General features: G+C 69.2%; 16 protein-coding genes. 4 read left to right on the top strand and 12 right to left on the bottom strand.

Annotation, left to right across the window (positions count from 1 at the left end; all coding sequences use genetic code 11):
- Window positions 1-84 precede the first annotated feature (84 nt).
- Window positions 85-738 (top strand): hypothetical protein, encoded by a 654-nt coding sequence (locus tag ABZ803_RS17765; RefSeq protein ID WP_062968458.1) that lies wholly within the window; start codon window positions 85-87, stop codon window positions 736-738.
- A gap of 287 nt (window positions 739-1,025) precedes the next feature.
- On the opposite strand, the gene ABZ803_RS17760 is transcribed toward ABZ803_RS17765, so the two are convergent.
- Window positions 1,026-2,282, bottom strand: coding sequence for a lipase family protein (locus tag ABZ803_RS17760; RefSeq protein WP_357038828.1), 1,257 nt, complete (start codon window positions 2,280-2,282; stop codon window positions 1,026-1,028).
- Between the two features lie 250 nt (window positions 2,283-2,532).
- On the opposite strand from ABZ803_RS17760, the gene ABZ803_RS17755 reads away from it, so the two are divergent.
- Window positions 2,533-3,177, top strand: coding sequence for an isochorismatase family cysteine hydrolase (locus ABZ803_RS17755; RefSeq protein ID WP_357038825.1), 645 nt, complete (start codon window positions 2,533-2,535; stop codon window positions 3,175-3,177).
- Window positions 3,178-3,218: 41 nt separating this feature from the next.
- Here the strand turns inward: ABZ803_RS17755 and ABZ803_RS17750 are convergent, their stop codons facing one another.
- From ABZ803_RS17750 to ABZ803_RS17730, 5 genes are read right to left on the bottom strand one after another with little or no spacing between them, the layout of a single operon-like run.
- Window positions 3,219-3,395, bottom strand: coding sequence for an antitoxin (locus ABZ803_RS17750; protein ID WP_245549109.1), 177 nt, complete (start codon window positions 3,393-3,395; stop codon window positions 3,219-3,221).
- A 43-nt stretch (window positions 3,396-3,438) separates the two neighbouring features.
- On the bottom strand, window positions 3,439-5,736 hold the full coding sequence (locus tag ABZ803_RS17745) for an ATP-dependent DNA ligase (RefSeq protein WP_357038822.1): 2,298 nt from the start codon (window positions 5,734-5,736) through the stop codon (window positions 3,439-3,441).
- A gap of 46 nt (window positions 5,737-5,782) precedes the next feature.
- Window positions 5,783-5,989, bottom strand: a complete 207-nt coding sequence (locus tag ABZ803_RS17740) for an antitoxin (protein ID WP_062968466.1) — start codon at window positions 5,987-5,989, stop codon at window positions 5,783-5,785.
- A gap of 38 nt (window positions 5,990-6,027) precedes the next feature.
- On the bottom strand, window positions 6,028-7,170 hold the full coding sequence (locus ABZ803_RS17735) for an MBL fold metallo-hydrolase (RefSeq protein WP_357039004.1): 1,143 nt from the start codon (window positions 7,168-7,170) through the stop codon (window positions 6,028-6,030).
- The gene (locus tag ABZ803_RS17730; RefSeq protein WP_357038819.1) at window positions 7,170-7,898 is read right to left on the bottom strand and encodes an enoyl-CoA hydratase; all 729 of its coding nucleotides are present in this window, start codon (window positions 7,896-7,898) and stop codon (window positions 7,170-7,172) included. The genes ABZ803_RS17735 and ABZ803_RS17730 overlap by 1 nt, the downstream gene beginning before the upstream one ends.
- Before the next feature lie 89 nt (window positions 7,899-7,987).
- On the opposite strand from ABZ803_RS17730, the gene ABZ803_RS17725 reads away from it, so the two are divergent.
- Window positions 7,988-9,091 carry an NAD(P)-binding domain-containing protein gene (locus tag ABZ803_RS17725; RefSeq protein ID WP_357038816.1) on the top strand — a complete coding sequence of 368 codons (1,104 nt, stop codon included), beginning with the start codon at window positions 7,988-7,990 and terminating at the stop codon, window positions 9,089-9,091.
- A 19-nt stretch (window positions 9,092-9,110) separates the two neighbouring features.
- Here ABZ803_RS17725 and ABZ803_RS17720 read toward each other — a convergent pair whose 3' ends face one another.
- The 6 genes from ABZ803_RS17720 to ABZ803_RS17695 all read right to left on the bottom strand — a co-directional run bounded on the left by ABZ803_RS17720 (window position 9,111) and on the right by ABZ803_RS17695 (window position 17,095).
- The gene (locus tag ABZ803_RS17720; protein ID WP_357038814.1) at window positions 9,111-9,968 is read right to left on the bottom strand and encodes an aldo/keto reductase; all 858 of its coding nucleotides are present in this window, start codon (window positions 9,966-9,968) and stop codon (window positions 9,111-9,113) included.
- Between the two features lie 82 nt (window positions 9,969-10,050).
- Window positions 10,051-11,646 (bottom strand): carboxyl transferase domain-containing protein, encoded by a 1,596-nt coding sequence (locus ABZ803_RS17715; protein ID WP_357038811.1) that lies wholly within the window; start codon window positions 11,644-11,646, stop codon window positions 10,051-10,053.
- 51 nt (window positions 11,647-11,697) lie between these two features.
- Window positions 11,698-12,300: an ATP/GTP-binding protein gene (locus ABZ803_RS17710; protein WP_174186021.1), complete on the bottom strand. Its 603-nt coding sequence runs from the start codon at window positions 12,298-12,300 to the stop codon at window positions 11,698-11,700.
- Window positions 12,281-12,655 carry a DUF742 domain-containing protein gene (locus tag ABZ803_RS17705; protein ID WP_014981573.1) on the bottom strand — a complete coding sequence of 125 codons (375 nt, stop codon included), beginning with the start codon at window positions 12,653-12,655 and terminating at the stop codon, window positions 12,281-12,283. Before ABZ803_RS17705 ends, ABZ803_RS17710 begins: the two co-directional genes overlap by 20 nt.
- A gap of 7 nt (window positions 12,656-12,662) precedes the next feature.
- Window positions 12,663-13,076: a roadblock/LC7 domain-containing protein gene (locus ABZ803_RS17700; RefSeq protein WP_011207200.1), complete on the bottom strand. Its 414-nt coding sequence runs from the start codon at window positions 13,074-13,076 to the stop codon at window positions 12,663-12,665.
- Window positions 13,073-17,095 (bottom strand): ATP-binding protein, encoded by a 4,023-nt coding sequence (locus tag ABZ803_RS17695; protein ID WP_357038807.1) that lies wholly within the window; start codon window positions 17,093-17,095, stop codon window positions 13,073-13,075. The genes ABZ803_RS17700 and ABZ803_RS17695 overlap by 4 nt, the downstream gene beginning before the upstream one ends.
- A 320-nt stretch (window positions 17,096-17,415) precedes the next feature.
- On the opposite strand from ABZ803_RS17695, the gene ABZ803_RS17690 reads away from it, so the two are divergent.
- Complete coding sequence (locus tag ABZ803_RS17690) at window positions 17,416-19,479, top strand: AMP-binding protein (RefSeq protein WP_357038804.1); 2,064 nt, start codon at window positions 17,416-17,418, stop codon at window positions 19,477-19,479.
- Window positions 19,480-19,573: the final 94 nt, after the last annotated feature.

Genomic DNA, 19,573 nt, shown 5'->3' with positions numbered 1-19,573 from the left:
ATGTACACGCCGATGGGGGAAGGAAATTCGGTGTGCGCCGCGTTCTCTATTGCTCGAAGCCTGATGAAGATTGGAAACCGAGAAATGATTCTGCGGAAAGTCACTGCCGCTGTCGTGCCACTGGTCGCCGCGCTCACGGTGGGGTCCGCTGTCGCGCACGCGGAACCGGGCGCGACAGCGGTTCCGGACATCGGCTACCAAGCCGAGCTGATCGGGAACAAGGTCGTCACGACGCTCACCGCGGGCACGTTCGAGGTGCGCGGCGACGCCGTCGACATCAAGGACGCGGCGGGTGCGGTCGCGGTCACGCTGCCGCTCGCCTTCCGGCAGGACGGGCTCGAATACCCGATGTCGCACGTGGTGCGGGACGCGGGCCGGGTGCTGGAGCTGACCGTCGTCAAGGACGCGGCGCAGGCGCGCCCCGCGGCCACGCCGGTCGCGTCGCCGTTCGAGAACCAGCGCGCGATGGACGCCTTCCTCTCGCAGTTCGGCATCGCCACCGCGGTCGGCGGATTCATCGGCACGGTGATCGGAGCGCTCGTCGGTCTGACGGGCATCATCGGCGGACCCGTCGGTATTGCCACCGTGCTCGCCGGCGCGGGTATCGGCGGCATCATCGGCACCATCGTCGTCGGCGGACCGGCCCTGATCATCGCCGGTATCGATCTGATCAGCACGCTGGCCGCCCCGCCCGGCAGCACCAAGTGGATGGACACCACCGGGCGTTCGCAGAACTGACCGGTGCCCCTGGCGCTACGCGCACCGAATCGACCGCGATTCGGTGCGCTTTCGTCTGTGCGGACAGTTGATGGTTCGCCCGAAGCGCCCGACGTATCCGCGGCCGCCGACGGGATACGGTGCCGCACCGTCGGCGGCTCCCCGACACGAATACCGCCGTCATACACCCGCGCCGTCGACGAAGACGCACCGTCGATGGCTTCCGAGATCAACGCCGCCCTCACGCAACCACATTGGTCGACGGATACGGTGCGCGCCGACCAGCGCCCACGATCAGCCGGTCGTCCTTACCGCTCCCGGCATCCGGCGGCCACCGGCAGACCCGCGAACCGGTCGCCCAGAAAGTTCATCGCGCCCGGCGCCTCACCGATCGCCGCCGGATTGTGGGTGGGCAGCATCGAATGCACCGAGGTGATCGCCGCTCCCCGCGCGCAGTACCGGCCGACCAGGTCGGTGAAGCCCGCCACGGGAATCACGTCGTCGGTGCGGCTGTGGTACAGGTACATCGGCGTCTCCGGCGCACTGCCGCCGAGTTCCTGGGCGTCGGTCGCGGCGCGGAAAGCCGGATGCGACAGCAGATCCGGGACGAGGGCGAAGTCGTCGACCCGCGCGCCGACATACTTCGGCACCAGGTCGGACCCGCACATGGTGGCATTCTCGGCCAGCGCCGCGCGCCCCCGATCGTTGAGCAACGCCAGCACGCCGTTGCCGGGGTCGTTGCGCGCGATGGCGAACAGGATCAGCAACGCCAGCCCGGCCTGCACGGTGCCGTCCGCCTCGCGCGCTATGGCGGGCCAGTCCGCCGGAACGCCACCCGAGGTGATGCCCGCGAACCGGACGTCCGGCGCGTACCACGGCTGCATCTGCGCCGCCCACAGCGTGGCGAACGCGCCGCCCGAATAGCCCCAGGCGCCGATGGGCGTCGCGGGCCCGAGCCCGGCCTGCGGAAGATCACGGGCCGCCCGGATGCCGTCCAGTACTCCGTGTCCGGAGTTCACCCCGTCCAGGAACCGGGACCGCGGACCCTCGTAGTCGCCGGCCACCACCGCCCACCCGCGCCGCAGTGCCTCCGCCATGAACGGCGTGTCGATGAGGGTGTTCACCGCGCCGCTGTCCCAGCCGCCGCGCAGCGCGAACGACGGCGCGCACCGCGTGCCGAGACTGTCCTCGGGCACCTGATACGACAGCAGGGGCCGGGCGCCCGGGCCGAACCACGGCAGCATGGGGACCATCACGGTCGCCACGTCGGCCACGGGATCGTCGCTCGCGTCGGTGCTGCGATACTTCACCTGCCATGCCGAAACAGGCAAAGGGAGCCCGAACAACGCGATCGGGCGGGAATCCAGCACGGCGCCGTTGGGGTAGCGCTCGAGGTCCGCGGGAGCCGCGTAGAACGGGTCGTGGTCCGGCGAGGGTAGCTCGGCGTGTGCCGCCGGAACGGCGGCAAGAGCGATCAGCGCGGACAGCGCGATCCCCAGGATCGCGGTGCGCACCGGGCGGTTGCTCGCCCGCGCGGTGACGGGCGCTGCGTGCACATCCTTCATCAGGGCCTCCCCAGTCCCGGCGAGGCGGTGAGTGTCCCGGTGCGGTCGACGCCGGTTCACCTGGCCTCCAGACTTCAACGGTACTGCGGGGCGGGCGGACCCGGCAACGGACGATCGCAGGTCACACCCACCGCCGCCGCTGTCCGCGGGGCTGGCTACAGTGTTGGCCAAAACGTCCCTGGCGCAATCGAATAGCTGTCCGGCGTTACCCCGCCCACAGCGCGAGCGCAACGAAAAGGAGCACCCGAGCATGCGGCATGGCAACGGACTGGACATCCCCGAGGGACTCGCCGACGTGTGCGCGCCCGATCGGATGGCGGTGATCGTCTACGACATGCAGGTCGGCGTGCTCAGCCAGTTGCCGGACGGCCCGGAGATCATCGAGCGGGTGGTTCGGGTGGTCGACGCGGCGCGCTCGGGTGGCTACCCGGTGATCTTCCTGCGCCATTTCTTCCTGCCGGAGCGGCTGAGCGGAGCATTCGCACTGCGCATGGCCATGAGCTGGCAGCAGGTGGATTCGGTGGACGAAGTGCGCTTCATCCTGCAGCGCGACACCCCGGCATTCGAGCTGGTTCCCGAGCTGCGGCCGCGCGCGGACGAGGTGGTGTTCGACAAGACGTCGATGTCGGCCTTCGAAGGGACTCCGCTGGCCTCTACGCTGCGCGATCTGCGCATCGGCGCCTACGCGATCGCGGGCGTCGCCCTGGAGATCGGCATCGCGCCCACGGTCACGCATTCCACCGATCTCGGGTTCGTCCCTGTGGTGATCAGCGACGCGGTCGGCGGCCGGGACAAGGAGGCCATGGCTCGGGCCTACGCGGATTTCGAATTCCAGGGCCACGCGCTGGTGACCGATATCGCCACCATCACCCCGCTGCTCGCGGGCGGCAACTGACCCGGAACGGGACCCGGCCACGACCGGGTCCCGTTCGACGCTCACTTCTCCCGCAGGGCTTTCTTCGCCGCGTCCTGGGCGGCGTCGACCTGGCTCGTGAACTTGTCGCCCGTCTTCTCGTCGACGAGGTCGCCCGCCTTGTCGATGACCGCGTCCAGCTTGTCCGCGTTCTTCTGGGCCAGGTCCATCGCCTTACCCGCCAGGTTCTTGAAGTCCACCGTGCACTCCTCGTTTCGCGCTGGGAACAACCGCGAGACAACCCTACCCAGCGCCCAGCCAAGCCGGATGCCACAACCGGCCCGTCTCGGTCCAGTTCATGAACCGCACGGTGCCACCGAGTTTCGGCGTCACCCACACCGCCTCCTTGCGTTCCTCGGCGGTGAGGTCGTTGTCGAACGGCGAGGTCTTGCGCTCCAGCTTGCGCAGTCGCGCGGCCAGTTCCCGCATGGCCGAGTCGTCGAACCCGGTGCCGACCCGTCCGACGTAGACCAGCCTGCCGTCGTGCGGAATACCGACCAGCAGCGATTTGAACTCTCGCGCCGTGCTGCGCCGCCACCCGCCGATCAGCACCTGCTGAGTGCGCCAGTTGCGCTGCTTCACCCAGGCATGCCCGCGCTTACCCGGCAGATACACCGAATCCTTGCGTTTCGCGACCACGCCTTCCAGCCCGTGCTCCTGGCTGTAGCGCAAGGCCTCGGCGCCGGAGCCGTCCAGTCGCGGCGGCACCACCATCGACGGCGCGTTCGCGGCGAGCGCCTCCAGCACCCTGCGACGATCGGAATACCTTTTGCGCAGCAGCGACGTACCGTCCAGGTACAGCACGTCGAACGCGACGAACACCGCCCGCGCCGCGTCGGCTTGCAGCAGGCCGAGGTTCGCGACGCCGTGATCGTCGAAGACGACGGCCTCGCCGTCCAGCACCACCTGATGCCCGGACAATTCCCGCCGCAGCGCCGCGATGCGCGGATAGCGGTCGGTCACGACGTTGCCCGCCCGGCTGTGCAACGTGATCGCGCCGGAGTCGATCTCGGCGATCAGCCGGAAGCCGTCCCACTTCGTCTCGAAGCACCACTCGTCCGCGCCGAGATCGGCGACGTCACCGTGCGTCGCGAGCATCGGCGACAGGCCGCGCGGAAGCGGCGAGGGCCCGTCGGCGGGACGAATGATCCGGCCCGGCGGCTGCCGCACGTGCGGTTCCTCGGCGCCGTTCCCCTCCCGCATCAGATGCATCAACCATTGGTTGCCGTTGGTCTGGATCAGCGCGTACCGGCCGGTGAGGCGCTCGCCGTGGAATCGCACGATGACCTCGTCGTCGCGCCACTTCTCGGTCTCGTAGGTGCCGGAGTCCCAGATCGTCATCTCGCCCGCGCCGTACTCGCCCTTCGGGATGGCTCCGTGGAAGTCGAGATACCCGATCGGATGGTCCTCGGTGTGCACGGCGAGGCGGTTCTGCTCGGGAGAGGTCGGCGGGCCCTTCGGCACCGCCCAGGACACCAGGACCCCGTCGCGCTCCAGCCGCACATCCCAGTGCAGGCGCCGTGCGTGGTGCTCCTGCACGACGTAGCGGTTGTCCGCCCCCGGCGCGGGTGGCTGCGCGGGAACGGGCTCGGGCGTGCGGGACGGATCCCGCATCGATCGATACTTCGTCAACGCGTCCGGGCCCGCCCCCGCCGCGGACGAGCCGTTTCCCGCTGCTTGCGCATCCAGTTCGACGAGCAGATCACCGTCCGACCGGTATCTGGCGAGTACTTCGTCGAACCGCAGATGCCGCAGCTTCTTCCGGTTCTCGATCTCTTTCCAGGTGCGTGGAGCGGCGACGTTCGGCTCCGGCCGCCCCCGCATCGAGTAGGGCGCGATGGTGGTCTTGGCGGCGTTGTTCTGGCTCCAGTCGAGGAAGACCTTGCCGCCGCGAGCCGCCTTCGCCATCGTCGCCGTGACCAGGTTCGTGCGCAGCCGTTGCAGATTGGTGGCCACCTGTTTCGCCACGGTGGACGCGCCGTCCGAACTCAGTTCGCGGTCCAGCGGCACGTAGAGGTGAATTCCCTTGCTGCCGCTGGTCACCGGGAACGTGCGCAGACCGATGCCCTCGACCATCTCGCGAACCGCGAGCGCCACCTCGGCGCATTCGGCGAGCCCGACTCCCTCGCCGGGGTCCAGATCGAAGACCAGCCTGGTGGCCGGGCCCATCTCGTCGCCGTCGAAACGCCATTGCGGCACATGCACTTCCAGCGCGGCCTGCTGCGCGAGCCAGGCCAGCCCGGCCTCGGAATCGATCAGGGGGTAGACGACCTTGCGATCGGAATGCCGCAGGGTGCGCCGCTGTATCCAGGAGGGGGCGTGCGACGGGAGATTCTTCTCGAAGAAGGACGGTTCGTCGACGCCGTTGGGCCAGCGCTTGCGGGTGACCGCCCGCCCGGCGACATGCGGCAGCATGGCAGGCGCGATCGCCGAATAGTAGGCGATGACTTCGCCTTTGGTGGTTCCGGTGGCCGGGTACAACACCTTGTCGAGGTTGCTCAGGTCAACCTCGATACCACCGAACTCGCGGCGGGCCACCATATCCGAAGTGTAGCGGCGGAGACCGGTCGTGGTCTCCGCCGCTCGCTCAGGCGTGCGGTCCGGACTGGTCCGGCGGGACCACCTTCTTGGCGGCCTCCTTGCCCTTGGCGATCTTGTCGGTGTACTTGCCGTGCGTCTTCTGGTCGATGAAGTCACCGGCCTTGTCCACCGCTGAATTGATCTTGTCGGCGTTCTTGGCCGCCGCGTCCTTACCCTTGTCGACCAGGCCCTTGACCGTATCCGCGAAACTCATCGCCGTGATCCTTCCTGTCGCCAACTAACAGAAGTCGTTCACTCCACATTCTCCCACCAAGAATCCGCAGGTGGGGCACTCGACGGGTCCACACGCTGCCCGGGCACGGGCACCGCGACCTCGGTGCCCGCCGCCCGCGCCGCGGCCACCATGCGCCGGACCGGCTCGGACCAGCCGTGGAAGGCGAGATTGAAGGTGGCCCAGTGAATGGGCACCAGCAATCCGTAACCGGCATTCCCGCCGCACAGATCGGCGTGTGCCCGGACCGCCTCCTCGGGATTCATGTGCACATCCGGCCAGCGCTCGTCGTAGGCGCCGATCGGCAGCAGCGTCAGGTCGAACGGACCGAGCGCCGCGCCCGCCTCGGCGAACGCCTTGGTGTAGCCGGTGTCGCCCCCGAAGTAGGCGCGCCGCGTCGGCCCGACGATCGACCACGAGGCCCACAACGTGGTGTTGCGCAGCAGGCCGCGCCCGGAGAAATGCCGCGCCTCCGTGCAGGTGAGCACGAGATCCACGCCGTCGCGGTCCCGGCCGAGTTCGGTGAGCGACACCGAACCGCCCCAGTCCAATTCGACGATGCGATCCTCCGGCACACCCCAGTGCCGCAAGTGGGCGCCGATACCGATCGGCACCAGGAACGGCGCGCTCTGGCGTGCCACCAGCTCCCGCACGGTCCACTTGTCCAGGTGGTCGTAATGATCGTGCGAGATGAGCACCGCGTCGATCGGGGGCAGGTCGGCCAGCGGCTGCGGCACCGGATGCATCCGCGCGGGCCCGACCAGCGCCGACGGCGAAACTCGCTCGCTCCACACCGGATCGGTGAGAATGCGGTACCCGTCGACCTCGACCAACGTCGTGGCGTGGCCGTACCAGGTGACGGCGAGCGCGGACGCCGCGGTCGGCTGCTGTGGCGTCCGCAGCGGGATGGGGCGCCGCGGCCTGCCCGCGTTGCGCTGGGTCAACGCCGAGACCAGCAGCGAGGGAGCCGAACCCGCCACCACCTGGCTACTGGGTTCGGTGTTGTGGAACTGGCGGTCGCGATAGGTCGCCGCGCCCACCGCGTACGGCTGGATCGCCGAGATCGAAGCGCCCATCGCCGAAGGGATGTCCCATACCGCCCGGACCACCCAGGTGATGCCGAGCGTGCCCGCCGCGGCGCCCGCCATGCGTCTGATGTCCATCATCGCCCCACGAATTTCGCGGCGCGCTTTTCCTGCCTGGCCAAACGACCCTCCTTGGCATCCTCGCTCGTCCACGCGGCCTCCAGCGCGGCGCGCTGCTGCGCGGTCTCCGGATCACGCGTTCCGTCATCATTGAGCACCAGCTTCATATGCCGCAGGGACAGCGGAGCCAATGCCGCGATCTGCTTGCCCCAGGCTTGCGCGTCGGACGCCGTACCGATCCGGTTGGCGAACCCGAAGGCGTAGGCGTCCACGGCCGATATCTGTTCGGCCCCCAGCAGCACCGTGCGCGCCGGACCGCCGCCGATCAAGGCGACCAATCTGCGCACAGTCCACCGATCCACGCTGATGCCCAGTTTCGCCGCGGGAATGGCGATGTACGCCTCCGGCGAGACCACCCGCAGGTCCGAAGCGAGCGCCAGCTGCACGCCCGCCCCGATCGCGGCGCCGTTGATCGCCGAAATCACCGGGATCGGCGCGGATTCGATGGTGTGCAGCGTTTCCAGCCACTCGGACAGGAAATCGCCGGAGTACACCCCGGACAGATCGGCGCCCGCACTGAAGACCGGGCCGCGCCCGGTCAACACGATGACTCGCGCCTGGTCGGCGACAGCGGCGAGCACGGCCTCGCGCAGCAGCGTCACGAGTTCGTGGTTGAGCGCGTTGCGGCGCTCTTCCCGCTGAAGTTCGATGGTGACCACGTCACCGTCCCGGCTGACCCCGAGCATGCGACCTCCCCGACTGAACGGTCCGTCTGATCTCTTCACTCTGCCACAGGGGACTACCCATTCCGCGCCGGGCGATACGATCACCGGCTGTGCCGACCGACTTCGACATCCTGGTGATCGGCGCTGGTCAGGCGGGACTGTCGGCCGGTTATCACCTCCAGCGCCTCGGGCTGCGGCCCGAACGGCACTTCCTGCTCGTCGATCGTTCCCCCGGGCCCGGCGGCGCGTGGCAGTTCCGCTGGCCCTCCCTCACCCTGGACACGGTCAACCGGGTGCACGACCTGCCCGGCATGTCGTTCGCCGAGACCTTGCCACCGGGTTCGTCGTCCGCGCCCGCGGCATCCGCCGTGCCGCACTACTACGAGCTGTACGAGAAGCGGTTCGACCTGCGCGTTCACCGCCGGGTATCGGTCACCGTGGTCTGTGATCGCACCGAGGAAGGCGACCCGGCCGAGCGCGGCGCCGTGCTCGGCGCGGAGACCGACGCGGCCGGCCTCATCCGGGTTCGCGGCCTGATCAACTGCACCGGCACCTGGGAGAATCCGTTCGTTCCGCACTATCCCGGAGCGCAGACTTTCACCGGTCGCCAGCTGCACACCCACGACTATCACAGTGCCGCGGAATTCGCGGGCAAGCACGTCGTGGTGGTCGGCGGCGGCATATCGGCCGTTCAGCTGCTCGACGAGATCTCCCGGGTCACCACGACGACCTGGGTCACGAGAACACCGCCGCGCTTCCGCGAGGGCCCGTTCACCGAAGAGGCGGGGCGAGCCGCGGTCGCGCTGGTCGAGGACCGGGTCCGGCGTGGGCTGCCGCCGGGATCGGTGGTCTCGGTCACCGGGCTGCCGCTCGACGACCGGTTACGAGCGGCACGAGCGCGCGGCGCGCTCACCCGGCTGCCGATGTTCGAGCGCATCGAGCCCGACGGCGTGCGGTGGGCCGACGGAACCTTTCAGCAGGCGGACGTGATCCTGTGGGCCACCGGCTTCCGCAGCGCCCTCGACCACCTCGCGCCGCTGCGACTGCGCGGGCCCGGCGGCGGCATCACCATGGCGGGACGGCTGGCCACCCAGGTAGCCGCCGATCCGCGCATCCATCTGATCGGCTACGGGCCGTCGGCCAGCACCGTGGGCGCCAATCGCGCGGGGCGCACGGCGGCGCTGGAACTCACCCGGCACCTCGGACTGCGCTGACGGTGCGCGGTCCGAGTCGTCAGTCGATCAGCCCGAGCGTGAGGGTATCCGGGTCCCCGCCGATGCGTGAACCGCTGTCCAGGCCGTTGATCGCGTCCATCTGCTCCGCGGTCAGCTCGAAGCCGAACACGTCGAAGTTCTCCGCGATCCGCGACGGCGTCACCGACTTCGGGATGACGACGTTGCCCAGTTGCAGATGCCAGCGGATGATCACCTGCGCAGGCGTGCGACCGACCTCGGCGGCCACCCGGGCGATGGTGGCATCGTCGAGCAGTGTGCCCTGTCCGAGCGGACTCCACGCCTCGGTCGCGATCGCGTTGGCGGCGTGGAACTCACGCAGTTCGCGCTGCGCCAAGCTGGGGTGCAGCTCGATCTGGTTCACCACCGGGATCTCACCGGTCTCGGCGATGAGCCGCCGGATGTGCGCGACCGTGAAGTTCGAGACGCCGATCGACCGCACCCGGCCCTGTGACTTCAGCGCCTGGAAGGCGCGGAAGGTGTCCACGAAGCGGTCGGCCACGGCCACCGGCCAGTGGATGAGGTAGAGGTCGAGGTAGTCGAGGCCGAGCCGCTGCATGCTGGCGTCGAACGCGCGCAGCGTCGAATCGTAGCCCTGGTCGGAGTTCCACAGCTTGGTGGTGACGTAGATCTCGTCGCGGGGCAGGCCGTATTCCCGGATCGCCCGGCCGGTGCCCTCCTCGTTTCCGTAGATCGCGGCGGTGTCGATGCTGCGGTAGCCAACCTCGAGCGCGGTGGTGACGACCGAGAAGACGTCCTCGGCGGGTACCTGGAACACGCCGAAGCCGAGCTGCGGGATCACGTTCCCGTCGTTCAGCACGATCGAGGGAACGGTGCTGGTCTCGCTTTTGAAGGTCACATTCCGACGGTAGAAGTGTGGCGGCGAACCGTCAATCACGCGCTCTGGTGTGTTGGCCTGCAATTTGCTGGTAAACCTGAGGTCAGCCCGTCATACCGGGCAGACCGAGCCGCCGGTACCGCGCTTGGCGCGCCGCGAGCAACTCCGGTTCCGGCCGTGCGCGCAAGGTCGCCAGTTCGTGCGCGATCGCGGCGACCATCCGCCGGGCGAAGTCCACCGGTTCGTCCGCCGCGTCGGGAAACTCCGGCACGATCCGGTCCACCACGCCGTCGTCCAGCAGGTCGGCGGCACCGATCCGTTGTGTCGCGGCCAATTCCGCAGCATGGTCGGTGTCGCGGAAGACGATGGCGCTCGCTCCTTCCGGCGGCAGCGGGGCGAGCCACGCGTGCGTGGCGGCGAGCACCCGGTCGGCGGGCAGCAGCGCCAGCGCGCCGCCGCCGGTGCCCTGGCCGAGCAGCACCGAGACGGTCGGGGTGTCCAGCGTCACCAGATCGGCGATGCAGCGGGCGATCTCGGGTGCCAGTCCGCGCTCCTCCGCCTCCTTCGACAGTGCCGCGCCCACCGTGTCGATGACCAGCACCAGCGGCAACCGCAACTCCCGAGCAAGCGCCATACTGCGCCGCGCCTCACGCAGCGCCGCCGGGCCCATGGTGTTCTCGCCCTGCTGGCCGCGCCGGTCGTGCCCGAACACCACGCACGGCCTGCCCCGGAAACGACCGAGGGCGAGCACGGCGGTGCGATCGGACTCGCCCTGACCGGTGCCGCTGAGCGGAACTCGTTGCGTCACATGACGTAAGAGCTCCCGGATGCCGGGGCGCTCTGGACGGCGGGAGATCAGGACCGACTGCCACACCCGATCGTCCGCAGCGTGGCTTCGCCCTTCATCCAGCCGAAGTCTTTCTGCTTCAACGCTTTCGGAATCCTGAGCATGGACCGGCGCGACCGAGCTCCGCGACCGCTCTGCGACCGGCTCGGAATTCGACTGCGCCGCAGCGGAATCAGGCAGCTCGATGCCGCTGAACACGCTCAGTGCGCGATGGGCGATGCGGCGGAAGACCGGGATCGTCAGGACCCCGTCGATGACGCCGCGGCGATACAAGTTCTCCGCGGTCTGTACGCCTTCCGGAAAAGGCCTGCCGTACAACGCTTGATAGACCCGTGGGCCGAGAAACCCGATGAGCGCACCGGGCTCGGCGAAGGTAATGTGGCCCAACGAGCCCCAGGAAGCGAAAACGCCACCCATCGTCGGGTTGCGGAGGTAGACCACGTAGGGATGACCCGCCGACTTGTGGGCCGCCACCGCACCGGCGATCTTCACCATCTGCACGAAGGCGACCGTGCCCTCCTGCATCCTGGTCCCACCGGAGGTCGGCGAAGCGACCAGCGGCAGTCCCAGTTCGGTGGCGCGCTCGACCGCCGAGACGATCCGCTCCGCCGCGGCCACGCCGATCGAGCCGGCCAGGAACCCGAACTCGCAGGCGATCACGGCCACGCGGCGACCGCGCAGCAGCCCTTCGCCGGTGAGCACCGATTCGTCGGTACCCGCCGCGACCGCCGCCTTTCGCAGGGCATCGCGGTACCGCGGGGAAGCGGCCACCGTCACCGGCGGCCGATCCCAGCTGACGAACGAGTCCGTGTCGAGCAGCTGCTCGAGCAACTCTCGCGCCGAGGTACGCACCGGGCGAGCCTATCCGGCCCTACCCGGTGCTCCGGCGAGCCGCGCGAGCACTCAGTAGCCCTGCATCACCTTGCGCAGCGCGTACTCGGTGAGCGCGACCAGCGCCTGCTTGGCCGGCTCACGACGACGCGCGTCGATGGACAGGATCGGCACATCGGCGGGCACGGCGAGCGCCTGCCGGATGTCCTCGATCGGGTACCGCGGCGCGTCGTCGAATTCGTTGAGCGCCACCAGGAACGGCAGGCCGCGCGCTTCGAAGTAGTCGACGGCCGCGAAGCTGTCCTCCAACCTGCGGGTGTCGACCAGCACGACGGCGCCGATGGCGCCACGGATCAGGTCGTCCCACATGAACCAGAACCGATACTGGCCAGGCGTGCCGAACAGGTACAACACCAGATCGTCGGCGAGACTGATCCGGCCGAAGTCCATCGCCACCGTGGTGGTCGACTTCATCGGAATGCCGGTCAGGTTGTCGATCCCGGCGCTGGCATTGGTCACCAACGCCTCGGTGCGCAGCGGAACGATCTCCGACACAGCACCGACCAACGTGGTCTTCCCGACGCCGAAGCCACCGGCGACCACGATCTTCGCCGATGTCGGCTTGCTGGTACGGGTGTCGACCTGCGCCGTCGAATCAAATACGCCGGAGTCCACTGAGAACCCTTTCGATCAGCTCGCGACGCTCATCGTCGCTGGAATCGTCTTTCAAAGTCGCCGATACGCGTACGTGCCCGGCCTCGATCAAATCGGCCACGAGCACACGGGCCACCCCGATAGGGATGCCCAATCGGGCTGCTACCTCGGCAACGGACGGCGATTCTCTGCACAACTCCACGATTGACGTCTCGATGTTGGTCAGTTCGAACTGCCGCTCGAGGGCGACCGGATGCGATGCGACGAGAGCCTCCAACGCCAACTCGACCGCGGGCCTGGTACGGCCTGCGGTCAGTGAGTATGGGCGTACGAGGCTCGGCTCGGCGCTCCCCACGCGGTGATCTTCTATGTCCATCCCACCATCAGGAACCCATCGTGACGCGTGGCGTGGCCTGAACAGTCTGGCCAACACGCTCGACCAACAGAGCCATCTCGTAACCGACCTGACCGATGTCACACGAAGTGTTGGTCAGCACCGCGAGATAGGAACCGTCGCCGACAGCCATGAGTAGCAGGTAGCCGTGCTCCATCTCCACGACGGACTGGAGCACGGTGCCGCCCTCGAACAGATTCGAGACGCCGACCGACAGGCTGGCCAGACCGGCCGTGACGGCCGAGAGCTGTTCGGCGCGGTCGACGGGCAGCTGGGCACTCGCGGCCATGAGTAGGCCGTCCGCCGAGACCAGGACGGCATGGGCTACGCCAGGAACCTCGTTGGCAAAGTTCGAAACCAGCCAATCCAGCTGACGATTCGTACCACCTAGATCGGGGTTCATCGGTCTCCTTTATCTCCGGTTAGGTTCATTGCTCTCATTGCGCGGCCATCCCGGACGCCCTGCTGGTGACGACTCAAGCTGGACCTGATCGTTTCTGGGTCACGGCGCGGCGCCCGATCCGCCGCACCGCTTACGCCGCCGGGGACAAGCCTTCCGCCCGGATTGCGTTGCGGCAAGCCGGCAGCCGTTTTCGTCTCGGGCTGCGCCTCGCTGGCACGCCGAGCCGCTTGCCAACCTTCGTCACCCGGCGATTCGAAGGAGGCGGCCACCTGGGACCGATCCGCGTTGGGATCCGACAGCCACGCCGACATCATCTCGGCGAAGATCGGCGTTCCGCCCATCAACGCACCCGACTCGTCCGCGGGCTGCAACCTGGTCTGGAAGAACGAGGCCGTCTTGGCCGGGTTGGACCGGAAGCTGTGCTTGCCCGGATCGCGTCCCGGCGCGGTGGCGGGCTGCTCTTCGCTCGCGGCGTGCTGGCCACGTTGCGGCAGCGCGATACCCGGCGGCACCGGCTGGCGCTGCGGCGCTTGCGCGCCCGGCTGCCGTTGCGGCAGACCGGTCAGCCCGCTCTCGCGCTGCGGCGGGCTCGACGGTGCGGGCGGACGCTGCGGCAGACCGTTCACCGCACCCGCCTCACGCTGCGGCAGACCGTTCGAAGCCGAATCCCGTTGCGGCAGACCGTTCACAGCGGGCAGCGCGCCGGAGCCCGGCTCACGCTGCGGCAAGCCGTTGACGGAATCGCGTTGCGAAAGGCGATGGGCGCCGGAATCCCGCTGCGGAAGACCGCCGGTGGGTTCGCGCTGCGGCAGCCCACCGGGCGCGGCGTCGCGCTGCGGGAGGTCGGGCGCCGGATGCCGCGGCGGCAGGCCGGTCGAGCCGGGCTCCCGCTGCGGCAGACCACCCAGGGCCGAATCACGCGACGGCAAACCGGTGGAACCCGGCTCACGCGACGGCAAACCGGTCGATCCCGGCTCACGCTGCGGCAAGCCGCCCAGAGCCGACTCACGCTGCGGCAATCCACCGGAGGCGGAGCCACGCTGCGGCAGACCGGTCGAACCCGGCTCACGTGACGGCAGACCACCCAGGGCCGACTCACGCGACGGCAAACCGGTGGAACCCGGCTCACGCGACGGCAGACCACCCAAGGCCGACTCACGCGACGGCAAACCCGTGGAACCCGGCTCACGCGACGGCAAACCGGTCGATCCCGGCTCACGCGACGGCAAACCGGTCGATCCCGGCTCACGCTGCGGCAAGCCGCCCAAAGCCGACTCACGCTGCGGCAACCCACCGGAGGCCGAGTCACGCTGCGGCGCACCGTTCGAACCCGGCTGCCGCTGCGGTAGGCCGGTCGGACCCGGCTCACGCGACGGTAGACCGGTGGAACCCGGCTCACGCTGCGGAAGGCCACCGGCGGACTCACGCTGCGGCAGACCACCCAAACCGCTTTCCCGCGGCGGCAGACCACCCAGACCGGTCTCGCGCTGCGGCAGACCGCTCGCCGGGTCGCGCTGCGGCAGACCGCCGGAAGCGGCTTCGCGCTGCGGCAGGCCGCTGGACGCGTCCCGCTGCGGCACGCCGTTGGTGCCCGGCTGCCGCTGCGGCAGACCGGTGCTCGGCTGCGGCACACCATTGGCACCCGGCTGACGCAGGGGCAGTTCGCCCGAGTTCGGGTCGCGCGGCGGCAGGCCCGAACCGGACTGCTCCGCGGGACCACCGGGCTGGCGCGGCGGCGGACCGCCAGGGGTGAGATTGCGCTTGGGCAGGTTGGCCGCGGCCAGCTTGCCGCGCTGCGGACCGCTCGGCGCCTGCTGTCCTGGCGCGGGCCGCAGGCTGGTCGCCGACTGCTGCGCCTCCGAGCGCATACCGCTCGACGACATCGCCGAACCCGGCTGCCGCTGCGGCAGTCCGCCGGGGCCGGTGGGGATCGGACCGCTGGGCGTGCCGGTGGGCTTGGCGGCCACCGGAATCGGGCCGCTCACCCCGGGATCGACAGTGACCATGACATTGCCCCCAGGAGTCCGGGTGACGGCCCGCATCTGCATGGACGACGGACGCTGCGGCGCGGCGGCCTGCGGCGAGGGCTGCGGGGTGACGGGCTGCGGCTGCGCGGTGACGGCCTGCGCCGCGCTCGGCTTGCCCGCGACGATCAGGCCGACCGGCACGTGCACGGTCACCGTGACACCGGGATCGCGCGCGGTGTCGAAGGTCGGGCGCAGCCGCACGGTGAGGCCGTGCCGCTCGGCGAGCCTGCCGACCACGAACAGACCCATGTGGCGGGCCGTGTCCGGCCCCGGCTCGGCGGTCTGCTCCAAGCGGTGGTTGATGTCGGCCATCTCGGCGGGCGGCATACCGATGCCGCGGTCGGCCACCTCGATGAGCAGGCCCTGATCGTGCGCCTGCGCGAAGGTGAACTTGACGTCGGTCTCCGGCGGCGAGGCGCGCAGCGCGTTGTCCAGCAACTCGGCGAAGAGGTGCGCGAGGTCGGAGGCGGCGGGTTCCTTCAGCGAACCGCGCGGCGTGGCGCCGAGCTTCACGCGCTCGTAGTCCTCGACCTCGGAGATCGCGGCACGCAGCACGTCGGCGATCTCGACCGGGGCGGACTTGGCGCGGCGCTGCCTGGTACCGGCCAGAATCAGCAGGTTGTCGCCGTTGCGGCGCATGCGGGCGGCGAGGTGGTCGAGCCGGAAGAGGTTCTCCAGCAGGCGCGGGTCCTTCTCGTCGTACTCCATCGCCTCGATGAGGGTGAGCTGATGGTCGACGAGCGACTTCGAGCGCCGCGCCAGGGTCTCGAACATGTCGTTGACCTGCGAACGCATCTTCGCCTGGTCACTCGCCAGGCGCAGCGCCTGGCCGTGGATGTCGTCGACCGCGCGGGCCAGCTGGCCGATCTCCTCGGTGCTGCGCACCGGCATCGGCTCGAGCGGCACCTCTTCCGGCGAGGCGCCGGTGCGGAGCTGGGCGACCTCGTGCGGCAGGTCGCTCTCGGCCACGCGCAGCGCGGCCAACCGCAGCCGGTGCAGCGGGACGATCATCGAGCGGGCCACGAAGACCGCGAGCAGGAGGGCGGCGAGGATGGTCGCGATGACGACGGCGGTGTAGGTCCACGCGTCGCGCTGGGCGGTGGTCACCAGCGAGTTCATCGCGGAGTCGATGTCCTTGGTCGCCTTGCCGACGACATGCTCGTAGACCGCGAGGCTGTCGGTCAGCGACTTCTTCAAGTCGCCGACGGGAAGCTGGCCCGCCTGCGCCTGCGGGCTGGTCAACAGCGCGATCCTGGTGTCGATGCCCGCGCGCAGGTCGGCGATCGAGGTGTCGCCGTCGGAGAAGCGATGCGCGAGCACGTTGAGCAGCGCGCGCTCGGTGTTGGAGGCGATGAGGAAGTTCTGGACGCCGGACTGCTGGGAGCGCAGCACCTCGGGGAAGGCGGCGAGTTCGCTGACCAGGGTGGCACGGGTGTTGAGCGAGTCGACCAGCCGCAGTTTGGCGGCGTCGACGGCGGTGTCGCTGACCTGGCCGACCGTGGTCTCGACGATCCGGACGCTGTCGCTGCGGACGCGGTCGATCAGGGCGAGAGTGTCCGACGGCGGGCCGGTGGAGACCGATTTGCCCTGGGCACGCACGCCCTTGGCCTGGGTGAGCATGCTGTCGATGGCGGTGCGCGCGCCGGGCACGCCGTCGAGCCTGGTGACCGCCTTCTCGGCATTGGCGATGGCCTTGTCGAGATCCGCGAGGTTCTGGTCGGTCACCACGGACTGGTTGGAGCCCAGCGAGATCATCTGCGAGCCCGCGGTGGTGGCGGTCTGCGCGCTGAGCGCGGTGACCGAGGGGATCGCGGCGACATTCTCCGAGATGTCGGCGAGCCGGTTCGAGTCCGCGAACTCCGATGAGATCCTGGACACGCCGAGCCCGACCGCGACCGCCAGAGGCACGGCGAGCACCGCCGTCACCTTCCAGCGCAGGTCCCAGTTGCCCAGAGCCCAGCGGCTGCTGCCGGACCTAGCGGCGTCACGCATCTCCCACTCACTTTCCAAACTGGCCTCTACCACGCGCCATCAACCGAACCTCCACATTCGCGTGCTTGGCTCGACAGGTGGAGCTGGCCGAGAGCTGCGGCTGGCCGAGAAATTGCGTCTACGACGGCCCAAATAAGTGACATCAGATTCTAACGGATCAATAACTTCTTGGGTGACTGGGCGTGATGTCGCGATCATTGACCTGCCGGTTCCAGGCAAAACCAAAGGTAGCGGCACCCACCCGGGCGTCGCGTGAAGTCTGCCACAATCAACCAGATCTATCGAGGCGGGCATCGAGGCGAGGCTAGGGAGTCACGGGGTTGAACGTGCGGCACGAGTATCGACCGGCCTATCAGACCAGCTTGGTGGATCCCGCCGAGTTCTGGGCCGGCGCGGCCGAAGCGATCGACTGGGACGTGCCTCCGGCGCAGATCGTCGATACCGGCGCCCGCCCGGTGGCCAGGTGGTTCTCCGGCGCTCGCCTGAACACCTCCTTCAACGCGCTCGACCGGCACGTGCACCCCACCACCCCCGGCGCTCCGGATCTCGCCGATCAGCCCGCCCTGATCTACGACTCGGCCATGATCGGCTCCACCGTCGTCTACACCTACGCCGAGCTGCTCGACGAGGTGTCGCGGTTCGCCGGTGCGATGGCCCGGCTGGGCGTCTCGGCGGGCGATCGGGTGGTGATCTACCTGCCGATGATCCCCGAGGCGGTGATCGCGATGCTGGCCTGCGCTCGCATCGGCGCGGTCCACTCGGTGGTGTTCGGCGGCTTCGCGGCCCCGGAACTGGCCGCCCGCATCGATGACGCGGAGCCGGTGCTGATCATCACAGCCTCCGGCGGCCTGGAACCGGGCAAGAAGATCGAATACCCGCCCATCGTGTTGCAGGCGCTTGATCTCGCCGAGACGACCGCGCCGCGCACGGTGATCGTCAAGCAGCGCCCGCAATTCGACACGATCCCTTTCCCCGCGCCGCAGCCCGCCACCGAGTACCTGCCGAGTTCGGCGCAGACCGTGGCCGCGCAGTGGCTGGACTGGGACGACGCGGTGCGCGACGCGCCCGCGGCCGATCCGGTATCGGTCGCCGCCACCGATCCGCTCTACATCCTCTACACCTCCGGCACCACCGGTAAGCCGAAGGGCGTGGTCCGGGACAACGGCGGGCACGCGGTCGCCCTCGCCTGGTCGATGCGCAACATCTACGACATCCACGCGGGGCAGGTGATGTGGGCCGCCTCCGACGTGGGCTGGGTGGTCGGTCACTCCTACATCGTCTACGCGCCGCTGCTGGTCGGAGCCACCACGCTGCTGTACGAAGGCAAGCCGGTCGGAACGCCGGACGCTGGCGCGTACTGGGAGGTGGTCGACAAGCACAAGGTCGAGGTGTTGTTCACCGCCCCGACCGCGCTGCGCGCCATCCGCAAGGCGGACCCGCGCGCCGAGTTGGCCCACCGCCACGACCTGTCCTCACTGCGCGCCCTGTTCTGCGCGGGCGAACGCCTGGATCCGGCCACCTACACCTGGGCCGAGGAAACCCTGCTCGCGGGTCGCTCGGACTGCCCCGTGGTGGATCACTGGTGGCAGACCGAGACCGGCTGGCCGATCTGCGCGAACCCGCTCGGCCTACAGCGCCTGCCGATCAAACCGGGCTCGGCCTCGGTACCGATCCCCGGCTACCGACTACGCGTGCTCGACTCCTCCGGCAACGCGGTGGCGCCGAACACCGAGGGCAACATCGTCATCGGCCTTCCGCTGCCGCCCGGCACGCTGACCGGACTCTGGCGCGACGACGCCCGCTACGAGCGCTCCTATCTCTCCGCCTATCCCGGTCACTACCTCACCGGCGACTCCGGCTACTTCGACGAGGACGGCTACCTGTATGTCCTAGGCCGCAGCGACGACGTGATCAATATGGCCGGGCACCGGCTCTCGGCGGGAAGCATCGAGGCGGCCATCGCGGGGCACGAGGCGGTCGCCGAATGCGCCGTGATCGGGCTGCCCGACGAACTCAAGGGGCACCGGCCGCTGGCCTACGTGGTGCTCAAGTCCGGTGTCGACATCGATCCGGACCGCCTGCGCGACGAGCTGATCGAGCGGGTGCGCACCCAGGTCGGCGCCATCGCCACGCTGCACGACGCCGTCGTCGTGACGGCGCTGCCCAAGACCAGGTCGGGCAAGATCCTGCGTAAGACCATCCGGCAGATCACCTCCGGTGAGACGTTCGAAGTGCCCTCCACCATCGAGGACCCGGGCGTGCTCGCGGCGCTGGAGCAGCAGATCCGCGCGGCGCGTCCCGAGTGGCGGGACCCGGCGCAGGACAACAGCGACAACGCCGATGACGTGGTGGCGCCCGGCGTGGATCCGGTTGTGCCGTCCTAGGTTCCATATCGCCGGTACAACGTCCTCAGAGTTTCCTCAGAGGATGTTCAGATCGGTGCCAACCGTTCGAAATAGCCTCGAGACCGCCCCGAAA

Origin of the sequence: Nocardia sp. NPDC047648 (assembly GCF_040642815.1) — a bacterium.
Taxonomy (GTDB): Bacteria; Actinomycetota; Actinomycetes; order Mycobacteriales; family Mycobacteriaceae; genus Nocardia; species Nocardia gamkensis.
This window is presented reverse-complemented; position numbering and strand designations above follow the sequence as displayed.